6 protein-coding genes are annotated in these 10,661 nt (G+C 73.5%); 4 read left to right on the forward strand and 2 right to left on the reverse strand.

Features of this window, described 5'->3' with window-relative positions:
* Positions 1-302: 302 nt before the first annotated feature.
* Complete coding sequence (locus E4U91_RS35310) at positions 303-3,044, reverse strand: AAA family ATPase (protein ID WP_137310564.1); 2,742 nt, start codon at positions 3,042-3,044, stop codon at positions 303-305.
* On the reverse strand, positions 3,028-5,925 hold the full coding sequence (locus tag E4U91_RS35315) for an ATP-binding protein (RefSeq protein ID WP_168218231.1): 2,898 nt from the start codon (positions 5,923-5,925) through the stop codon (positions 3,028-3,030). The genes E4U91_RS35310 and E4U91_RS35315 overlap by 17 nt, the downstream gene beginning before the upstream one ends.
* Before the next feature lie 278 nt (positions 5,926-6,203).
* Between E4U91_RS35315 and E4U91_RS35320 the strand changes: the two genes are divergently transcribed.
* From E4U91_RS35320 to E4U91_RS35335, 4 genes are all read left to right on the forward strand, one after another.
* Positions 6,204-6,818 (forward strand): HAD family hydrolase, encoded by a 615-nt coding sequence (locus tag E4U91_RS35320; RefSeq protein ID WP_137310566.1) that lies wholly within the window; start codon positions 6,204-6,206, stop codon positions 6,816-6,818.
* 309 nt (positions 6,819-7,127) lie between these two features.
* Entirely contained in the window at positions 7,128-7,682 is a 555-nt protein-coding gene (locus E4U91_RS35325; protein WP_067241373.1) for a NuoB/complex I 20 kDa subunit family protein, read from the forward strand.
* 52 nt (positions 7,683-7,734) lie between these two features.
* Positions 7,735-9,072 carry an NADH-quinone oxidoreductase subunit D gene (locus tag E4U91_RS35330; RefSeq protein ID WP_137310567.1) on the forward strand — a complete coding sequence of 446 codons (1,338 nt, stop codon included), beginning with the start codon at positions 7,735-7,737 and terminating at the stop codon, positions 9,070-9,072.
* A 219-nt stretch (positions 9,073-9,291) separates the two neighbouring features.
* Positions 9,292-10,596, forward strand: a complete 1,305-nt coding sequence (locus E4U91_RS35335; RefSeq protein WP_137310568.1) for a cytochrome P450 — start codon at positions 9,292-9,294, stop codon at positions 10,594-10,596.
* Positions 10,597-10,661 lie beyond the last annotated feature (65 nt).

A 10,661-nucleotide genomic window follows, 5' to 3' on the forward strand; every position in this document is an offset into this window, starting at 1 on the left:
TGCGTTGAGCGGACTGCCTGCTGTTCGCCTGGTCACTGCGACGTACCACTTTCTGGATTCAGATGTGGGGATGTGCGCCGAAGACGTGCGAGGGAGGAGAGGGGTGCCCCCGCTGTGGCGTGGGCCCGGAACCGTACTCCGATCAATTGACTCGGAGCCTAGGAATCGCCTCCCGAGCGGGTCAAGCAAAGCTTTGCTCGCCGGCGAAAGACTGTGGTGCGTTGGTTCGGTGGTGCGGGAACGCATTTCGGTGCACGCGTCCCGGCCCCGTCCCCGCCCGGCCGCAGCAGCAGGCTGGGCGATCAGTCGGTGTGCTCGGTGCGGACGCCCTCCAAGGCGTACGTCAGGTGTGTCTTCCCGGGGATGTCCAACTTCCGGTACGACTGCGTCAGGTGCCTCTCCACCATGCGCGAGGAGATGCCCAGCCGGAGTGAGATCGCGGAGTTGCTCAGCCCCGAGGCGGCCAGCCGGGCGACCCGTCGCTCGGACGGGGTGAGGCTGTCCGCGGACGAGGCCGTCGTCGTCGCCCGGGTGCTGTCCAGGCGGCGCCGGACGCGGTCGGCGAGCCAGGGCGCACCGCAGTCGACGGCGAGCTCCAGGGCCCGTCGGCACACGGCCAGGCGATGGGCCGGATCCGCCTCCGGCCGGCCGCCGAGCGCGTAGAGGGCACGGCTCAACTCGTAGGGACTGGAGCCCCGTTCCAGGACCGTCACGGACTCCTCGAGCCGTTCGGCGCCCGCTCGGCCCGCCGTGACCCGGCCGAGGACACCGAGGGCCCGGCCGAGGGGCAGGGGGGCACCGAACGCCCGCGCCCGCTCCACGTCCTGGCGGGCGGCGGCCACCGCCTCCTCGTCCTCGCCGAGGCGGTGGTGCATGAGCGCTGCGCAACCGGACCACGGCAGCGTCACCGGATTGCGCCAGCCGATGTGCTCCAGCACGCGCCCGGCCGTCCGGAACCGGTGCAGCGCGGTGCGCGGGTCCCCACCGCGCGCCGACAGGGCGCCCCGCGCCGCGTGCAGCAGCGCCGTCAGCTGCGGGTCCTCGGCGTGCAGCGGGTGCCGGGCCAGGAGGCGCTCCGCTCGTTCCGGCTCCTCGGTGTCCAGGGCGATCAGGGCGACGGCCGCCAGGCAGACCGGGGGAAGGTCCCCTTCCGCCGCCTCCGCCACCGCCTGGATCTCGTGGGCCTCGCGGCGGGCGCGGCCCGGGCGGCCCGCGGCGAGGGTGACCAGCGCCTGCGTGGCCCGGATGACGACGAGCTCCGCTTCGGCGCCCTGCCGCGCGGCGGCCGGTGCCGCGGCGCGCAGCCAGGCCGCCGCGTCGCCGGGGTGCCCCGTGGCGGCCAGAACGTGCAGCGCGAGCGGCAGGACCGTGTGGATGCGGTCCGGCGCGGCGGGCTCCCGGTGCAGCAACCGGGCCGCGAGCGCGGCGAGCCGGTGGGCCGGCGCGGAGTTGGTGACCAGAGCGTGGTGGATGAGGGACGCGGCCATCTCGCGCTCGCCGGGTGTCCGCGTCGCCGGGTCCGGTCCCAGGCCCCGGACGGCGGGCAGCATGCCGCAGGCGTCCCGGTCGTCGGTGGAGAGCACGTACGCGCGGGCTCGCAGGCGGAGCAGCAGGTCCCGATCGACGTCATCGGAGATCGGCGAGGCACGCCCGGCCGGAGGGCACAGCCGCAGGTCGTGTATCAGCCGCCGGAAGGTGGCGCGGACGCGGAAGGCCGCCGGATCCAGGTGGAGCGGGCCCAGCCGCGCCAGCGCGGCAGCGCGCTCGCGTGCGTCGCGCAACAGCGGCAGGGCTTCGACCACGTGACGCAGCGAGGCCGCCGGGGCGAAGCTGCGCTCGGCGGTGGCGAGGTCGACCAGCAGGCCCGCACGCTCGGGGCCGGCGGAGGGGATGTTCAGCAGGGCCCGGCGCAGGTAGCGGGCCGCGCTCCGGGGCGAACCGCGGTGCAGGGCGCCGTCCGCAGCGGCGCGGAGCAGGACGACGGTCCGCCCGCCGTGCAGCGTGGGTACGGCCATCAGGTGCTCGGCCGCCGTCTCGGCGGGGTACCCCGCGCGGTACAACAGGTCGGCGGCCGCACCGTGCAGCTCGGGACGCTGATCGGCCGGTATGGCTTCCGCGAGCATCTCGCGCGGGACGGTGCCGGCGCCGAACACGCTCCCGTCGCTGCCGACGAGGCCCGACCGGCGCAGGGACGCGACGGCCCGGGCGCGTGCCGGGCCCGTCAGGCTCGCCAGGGCGTCGAGCAGGGGAGGATCCGCAGCGGTGCCCAGCACGGCCAGGGCGTGGGCAGCGCGGCTCACGTCCGCCGGCTGGGCGCCGAGGTAGGAGTCGAGACGCTGCCGTACGCGTTCGGGCCGGAGGGCGGCGACGGCGGGAGCGTGCGCGCCGGTCGGCTCCAGGCCGCGGTGCACGGCGTCGTCCAGGAGACCGTGCACCACCAGGGGACTGCCGCCGGACGCCGTGTGCAGGGCGCTGACGAACGACTCCTCGACGGGAGTGCCGTAGGCGGCCTCGGTGAGCGCGCGCACACTCCGCGGTCCGAGGGAGGACAGACGGACGGTCGAGGTCGCCCTCGCGAGCACGGCACGAAGTCGCGGGCGGCCTGCGCGCACGTGTCCGCTGAGCACCGAGACGACGAGGACCACCCCGCCCGGTACTCCGGGAGCAAGCACCCTGAGCAGTGCGCGTACTGACGACGCGTCACACCAGTGCAGGTCGTCCACGGTGATCACGAGCGGTCGGCCCGGCGCGGCGGAGTCCACGAGTGCGCCGAAGGAGTCGCTGGGCCACCGAGGCCCGGCGGGTGGGCAGGCGTCGGCCAACTGGCGCACGACGCCGCACTCGAAGCCCTCCTCGGTCTGCGACGCGTGCGCCGCCAGCAACAAGGCCCCGTGACGGTCGGACAGGGGGGCCAGGGAGTCCAGGAAGGCGGACTTGCCGGCACCGAGGGCGCCCTCGACCAGGAGCAGTGTGCCCTGGCCCCGCGCGGCACGCCGCAGGGCGGCGTCGGCCGCGGCCGACGCGGTCTCACGCTCCCACAGCATGCAGTGCTCCTTCGTCGGCGGCCCGCAGCACGAACCGCAGCTCCCTCCTGCCGGCCACGTTCAACTTGCGGTAGACGGAGGTCAGGTGGACCTCCACGGTGCGCAGGGTCACGCACAGGGTCCGGGCGATGACCGCGTTGGTGAGGCCGCTGTCGGCCAGCTTCGCGACCCGGCGTTCGCTGCGCGTCAGCGCGTCCACCCCGCGTGGCACCGGGCGGCGGGGCCGGGCACCGGTGGCGAGCAGGGCCGTGTGCGCCTCCGCGTGCAGGGCCGGGGCGCCCAGGGCGTACGTCTCCTCCCAGGCCTTGCGCAGCACCGCGCGTGCCGCCTGCTTGTCGCCGCACCGGTGCAGCGCCCGGCCCCGGGCGACGCGCACCCGGGCCAGCAGCAAGGCCGCGGAGGTCGTCCCCAGGACCGCCTCCGCCTCCTGCAACAGCAGCGGCCGGTGCTGCGCCGCCTCCGTCGCCGCCCGCAGTTCCAGACCCTGGGCGAGGGCGCACGGGAGGTGTGCCGCGCGCGCCGACTCGATCGCGTCGTCGGCCAGTTGCCGGGCCGTCGCGCGGTCGCCCCGGGCGAGATGGGAGCGCCCGGCCCAGTACCACCAGGACGACACCGCCGGGCTCGTGCGGTGCCAGGCCCTCTGACGGCGACCGCACTCGGTCAGGTCGTCCAGGGCGCCCTCGACGTCGTCGGAGGCCAGACGCAGCCGCCCCCGTGCGCACAGCACCTCGTTCCACTGCCACGCCTCGTCGTCCATGGGGTCGGGAAGGCCCCGGACGAGGGCGGTGCCGGCCGCGAGGTCGCCCTCGTCCAGCAGGGTGTGCAGCCGGACGGCCAGCGGCAGTGCGGCGAGCCGAGTGGCGCGGGCGGGTGCGACGCCCTCCAGGGCCACGTTGGTGGCGCGCAGGGCTTCGGTGAGCGCGCCGAGACGTGCGTGGGCCTCCGCGGTCAGCGCCAGCAGGGTGGGGTAGACCTCTTCCCGCCTCACGTGCGGCGTGTCGAGTACCTGCCGGAACGCCTCGACCGCTTCACGCGGCCGGTCCGTGTAGAGGAGCACCGACGCGGCCGAGCCGAGGGTGGACACCGCGTCGGTGACCGGTGTGCCGTGCGCGAGGACCGTGCGTGCCGCGTCGCGGGCCTCGGCGACGCGGTCGGCGCGAGCCGCGCAGACGACCGCGCGGGAGGCGAGGAGCGCCCGGCGGGCGGTCGTGTCGCCGGGGAGACCGAGGTCGAGGGAGGTGCTGTCGAGCAGTCGCGAGTAGGTCTCGCGATCGGCGGTGGCGACGAGCAGGAGCTGGGCCTCGAGCAGGTGGGCGCTGCGCGCCGCGGCGGCGGAGTCCGCGCCGTACTGGCGGCAGCGGTCGATCAGGGCCGTCGCGCGGGACACCTCCCCCAGCCGCATCAACGCGCCGGCCAGGCCGCCCAGGGCCGTCAGGCGCGCTTCCGGGCAGGTGAGCCGGTCCAGAGCCAGGGCCAGCCGGGCCGCGCCGGCCGAGGGATCCACCCGGCCCTCGGCCAGCCCCAGGTCCAGCAGCAGCTCGGGCTCGCAGGTGCCCTCGTGGCCGGGCGGCACGCACGGGCGCAGCAGTTCGACGGCGCGCTCGGGGGAGCCGTGCAGCGTCATGTCCCGGGCGGCCTCCCGCAGCACGGCCCGCGCCCATGGACGGGTCGCCGACTCCGGTGACTGCCGCAGCTGCTCGGCGACCTCCGTGACGTCGGCACCGGACTCGTGCAGCAGCCGCGCGGCCAGCCCGTGCAGCAGGGACCTTTCGTCCGGGGACGTGCGCGTGACCGCGGCGGCACGCACCTGGGGATGGGTGAAGGACCACGTGCCGCCGTCCGTCCGCGCGTCGACAAGCCCCAGGGCGCCCAGGACCGTGAGGCACCGTGCGAAGGCGCCGGGATCCAGCGCGGCCAGCCGTGCGCAGGTCTCCGGTGGCGTCCCGTCACCCAGTACCGCCAGGGCCCGGGCCGCACGCCTCACCGTCGTCGGCTGCCCGTCCAGCAGGCGGACGACGCCCGCACGGAACGCCGCCAGGGCCTGCGTGTCCAGTGCGGCGAGGGCGTTCTCCGTCGGAGGGAGCCGCGCGTCGCGCAGAGCGGTCAGCAGGTGCGTCACCAGCACGGGACTGCCCCGGGTGGCGGCCCGGCACGCCGCGCGGAATCCGTCGTCGACGTCCATGCCGGTCAGACGCCGTGCCAGGGTGCCGATGCCGTCCTGAGTGAGGGGGAGCGGGCGCAGGACGCGGCACATCGGGAGCGCCGCGATCTCGTCCAGCAGGGGCGATCCGCCGCCGCTGCGGCGCGCCACACAGAGCAGGACCGGCAGGCCCGCCAACCGACGCGCGACATGGGCCAGGAAGCGCAGCGAGGCGGGTTCCGCCGCGTGCGCGTCGTCGACCGCGATCAGCAGGGGGCGTTCACGGGCGGCCCGGCGCACCACCTCGTGGAGGGCTGCCAGCACGCTGTGCGGGACGTCGCCGGCCCGGACGTCGGACCGGGGGAGCGCGTCACGCCCCCGGAGGTCCTCGCCGGGACGTGCGGTGGGGTGCCCGGCCGCCGGGCCGCGGGTGGCGCCGCCCGACAGCGGTTCGAGCAGGGCCCGTACGGTGCTCAGCGGTGCCGTGTGGCCGGCCGCCGTCCCGTGGGCCCGGAGCACGCGCAGACCCGCTGCGTGCGCTTCGAGCAGCAGGCTGTTCATCAGCGTCGTCCTGCCCCTGCCGTCCGGTGCGTCCAGGACGACCAGTCCGGGCCGGCCGGCCACGGCGTCGCGGACGGCTGCGGACAACACGGTGAGTTCACCGTCACGGTCGACCGGCGGACCGGCCGTCCCCCCGTGGTGAGCCCGGTCTAATTCTCCGCCCTCTGCGGCAGTGGTCATGAGCATCCTTCTCTCCGGGGAGACCGACGTCCTCCCCGACCCCCGTTGGTCAGTGGAATGATGCCCGCGCGGTCGTCGTCGGCACGCGTGCCACGACAACTGCCGGTCGAATGGACCGTCTTGACCGGGTACCGGTGGGAAGATCACCTGGTTGCGGCGCATCCCCCGGTCCCCTTACCAGGACGACCGGGAAACGCCGCGCGTTCCCCGGCACCCGGCCGACGGCCAGTGCCGCGGTTCGCCTTCTGCCCGCACCGACCGGCTGGCATGGTGGTGCGGTGTCCATCTCGCCACACGTCGGGGCTGTGTTCTTCTCGGCCGGTGTCCTCATCGAGGAGACGAACCCGTCCCGTCTCATGGAGCGTCGCCTCGGACTGCGCACCGCCCCGGAGGGGGACGAGGAGCCCCGCCTCGACGCCTCGCGGTGGGCCGGGGTGCCGACCCGCCTCCTGTGCTCCGAGTTGGGGAGCCTGCGCCCCCTGCCCGGCGTGCGGGAGACGGCGGCATGGTGCTGGGACCACCGGCTGCTGCCGGTGATCGCCACGGCGGAATGGGCGCCCATCGGCGCCTACTTGGCCGAGCTCCTGGGCTTCCACTCCCACACGGGGACGACGCTGGAGGCACGAGGGGGACTCTTCACCGGGCGCGGCACCGCTCCGGTGGGCGCCGCCGGCAGCTGCGCCATGGCGGTGCGCCGGGCGGCCGACCTGGGGCTACGGCCCGAGGACTGCGCGGTGGTGAGCGCCGACGGCACGGACGCCCCGCTGTTCGACGCCGTCGGGTGCGGTGTCGCGTTCAACGCGCCGCCGGAGGTGAGGTGCCGGTCGACGACGGCGGTCGACGACGAGGACCTGCGGGCGGTCATCCCCGCGCTGGAGCACATGGCTCCCTGAGGGACGTACGGGCGCACGGTCCTTCGGTGCTGCGTAGGAGACCACCGGAGTCCCGGTGTCACGGATGTGCTCTTCTCCTATCAAAAGATGGGCAGTTGACCGGCCGTCAGGTGTCCAAGGTCACACGGGCAGCCCTCGGCGGTATGTCGCAGATCACATTCGCTGGATTAGGATGGCCCCCGTTGGATTGTGAACCACCTCACAAGCTCACGATTCACCCCCACGGCCGCGGGCGCCGACGCCCCCCTCGTGCCTCCGGAGGCGCGGTGGTCCGGGACCGGACGACCAGAACTGCTGGAGGACAAGTCCATGGGACTGGAAGAGAGCCTGCCGAGCGGCTTCCTGCTGAGTACCGTCGAGCAGGCCGCGGGCTGGGTGCGCAAGGCGTCGGTGTTCCCGGCGACCTTCGGACTGGCCTGCTGCGCATTCGAGTTAATGGCGGCCGGCGCCGGGCGCTACGACCTGGCGCGCTTCGGCATGGAGGTCTTCCGCGGCTCACCCCGCCAGGCCGACCTCATGATCGTCGCCGGCCGGGTCAGCCAGAAGATGGCCCCGGTCCTGCGCCAGATCTACGACCAGATGCCCAACCCCAAGTGGGTCATCTCCATGGGGGTCTGCGCCTCCTCGGGCGGCATGTTCAACAACTACGCGATCGTGCAGGGCGTCGACCACATCGTCCCGGTCGACATCTACCTGCCCGGCTGCCCGCCCCGCCCCGAGATGCTGATGGACGCGATCCTGAAGCTGCACGAGAAGATCCGCACCTCCAAGCTGGGCGTGAACGCGGAGGAGGCCGCCCGCGAGGCGGAGGAGGCGGCCCGCACGGCGCTGCCGACCATCGAGATGAAGGGGCTCCTGCGATGAGCGGGTACGGCACGCTCCGGACCGTGTGTCCCCGGGCGAAGGGCGGCCGTTCATGACGACGTCACCCACGCCCACCTCGCCCCGCGCCGGCCGGGAGACGACGGAAGGCACCGTCTACACGGTCACCGGCGGGGACTGGGACGAGATCGTCAGCTCGGCGGCCCGCGCCAACGACGAACGCATCGTCGTCAACATGGGCCCCCAGCACCCCTCCACCCACGGAGTGCTCCGGCTCATCCTGGAGATCGACGGCGAGACGGTCACCGAGGCCCGCTGCGGCATCGGCTACCTCCACACCGGCATCGAGAAGCAGATCGAGTACCGCACGTGGACCCAGGGCACCACCCTGGTCACCCGCATGGATTACCTCACGTCGTTCTTCAACGAGACGGCGTACTGCCTGGCCGTCGAGAAACTGCTGGGCATCGAGGACCAGGTCCCCGACCGGGCCACCGTCGTGCGCGTCCTGCTGATGGAGCTCAACCGCATCTCCTCGCACCTGGTGGCCATCGCCACGGGCGGCATGGAGCTCGGTGCCTCCACGGTCATGATCTACGGCTTCCGCGACCGCGAACTGATCCTGGACGCCTACGAGCTGATCACCGGCCTGCGGATGAACCACGCGTTCATCCGGCCCGGCGGGCTCGCCCAGGACCTGCCGGCCGGGGCCGTCGACCAGCTCCGCGACCTGGTCGGGACCCTGCGCAAGAACCTGCCCGAGTACGACAAGCTCGCCTCCGGCAACCCGGTCTTCAAGGCGCGCATGCAAGACGTCGCCCACCTCGACCTCACCGGGTGCATGGCCCTCGGTGTCACCGGCCCGATCCTGCGCTCCACCGGCCTGCCGCACGACCTGCGCAAGGCGCAGCCGTACTGCGGCTACGAGACGTACGACTTCGACGTCCCGACCACCGACACGTGCGACGCCTACGGCCGTTTCCTCATCCGGCTCGAGGAGATGCGCCAGTCACTGCGGATCGTCGACCAGTGCCTGGACCGGCTCCAGCCCGGCCCGGTGATGGTCGCCGACAAGAAGATCGCCTGGCCCGCGCAGCTGGCCCTCGGACCGGACGGCCTGGGCAACTCGCCCGACCACATCAAGCAGATCATGGGCACCTCCATGGAGGCCCTGATCCACCACTTCAAGCTGGTCACCGAGGGATTCCGCGTCCCGCCGGGGCAGATCTACGTGTCCGTGGAGTCGCCCAAGGGCGAACTCGGCGCCCACGTCGTCTCGGACGGGGGCACGCGCCCCTTCCGGGTCCACTTCCGCGACCCGTCCTTCACCAACCTGCAGGCCATGGCGGCGATGGCCGAGGGCGGCCAGGTCGCCGACGTCATCGTCGTCATCGCCTCCATCGACCCCGTCCTGGGCGGCGTCGACCGGTGACGACGGCGCCCCGGCAACAGGTCTGAACCGTCGGACCGGTGCGTCGCGGACGTCCCGCACGCACCGGTCCGTCTCACCAGCCGGGCACATGTCTAAGGGAATTGCTAGCAAGCGGTCCCGGCCACGGCCTCCTGGACGACATCGCTTGACCCGCTGCGCGGACATGGCGTGAACTGCCGTTCGACTGCCCTCGGTGCGTCACCGTCCTAAGGAGCGTCCATGTCGCTGGAGCAGCCCGCCGTTCCGACGTTACGCAGCGCCGCCGAGGTGGGCGCGGAGCAACTGCCCGCCGTACTCGGCGGTTTCGACCTCAGCGACCAGGACCGTTTCACCGACGGCTTCCCGCACGAGGTGTTCGCCCGGCTGCGCAAGGAGGCACCCGTCCTGCGCCACCCGCCCGGCCGGACCCGTGACGGCGAGGACTTCTGGGTCCTCTCCCGCTACGACGACGTCGTCGAGGCGGCGGAACACCCCCTCCTGTCCTCCCAGGGCGGCGGCGACCGCGAGGGCGGCGGCACCCACCTCGACGACCTGCCCGCCGGCACCTACTCCGGCGCGATGCTCAACATGATGGACGACCCGCGCCACCGCCTGCTGCGCGACCTGGTCAGTCCGTCCGTGACCGGTCCCGTGCTCGAGGCGCTGGGCCCGCTCATCACCGAGCGGGCCGAGGCGATCGTCTCCGAGGTCGTCGAGCGCGGCTCCTGCGACTTCCAGAACGACGTCGCCGGCCGTGTCTCGGTGGAGGTCATGGCCGCCTTGATGGGCGTACCACGCGCCGACTGGCCGCAGTTCGTCGACTGGACCGAAGTGGTGATGGGGTACGAGGACCGTGCCTCCGGCGAGTCGTCCTCGCGCAGCCAGGCCGCCCTCCTCGCGATGTACCAGTACGGGGTGCAGCTGCTCGCCCGGAAGAGGGCCGAGCCGGCGCAGGACTTCCTGTCCGTGATCGCCGCGGGCGAACTGCCCGAGGGCCACGGCGAGTCACCGTTGCGCCCCTACGAGCGGGAGGTGTTCGTCAACCTGTTGACCCTGGCCGGGAGCGAGCCCACCCGCAACGTCATCGCCGTCGGCCTGCTCGCCCTCGCCGAGCACCCCGAGCAGTGGCAGGCCCTGCGCGCGGACCGCTCCCTGCTGGAGGGCGCCGTCGAGGAGATGATGCGCTGGTCCACGCCGACGCCGTACAACCGGCGCACGGCCACCGAGGACTTCACGTTCCGGGACGTGCGGTTCCGGCGCGGCGACAAGGTGACCCTGTGGTGGTCGTCGGCCAACCGGGACGAGGGCGTCTTCCCCGACGCCATGTCCTTCGACGTGCGCCGCAACCCCAACCCTCACCTCGCCTTCGGCCGGGGACCCCACGTCTGCCTCGCCGTGGACCTCGCCCGGCTCGAACTGCGCACCCTGTTCACCGCGCTCCTCGACCGGGTCGCCGAGGTGCGGCTGAGCGGGCCGGTGCCCTGGGCCGCCAACAGCAAGCACACGGTGGCGCTCGAGGTCCCCGTGGAGTTCGTCCGGGCCTGATCCGCCGCCCGTCCCCCCTCCCGGCCCCGACGACGTCTCCACGCCGTGACGGACTCCGGCCGGCG

Source organism: Streptomyces lasalocidi (assembly GCF_005280215.1).
Lineage (GTDB): Bacteria > Actinomycetota > Actinomycetes > Streptomycetales > Streptomycetaceae > Streptomyces > Streptomyces longwoodensis.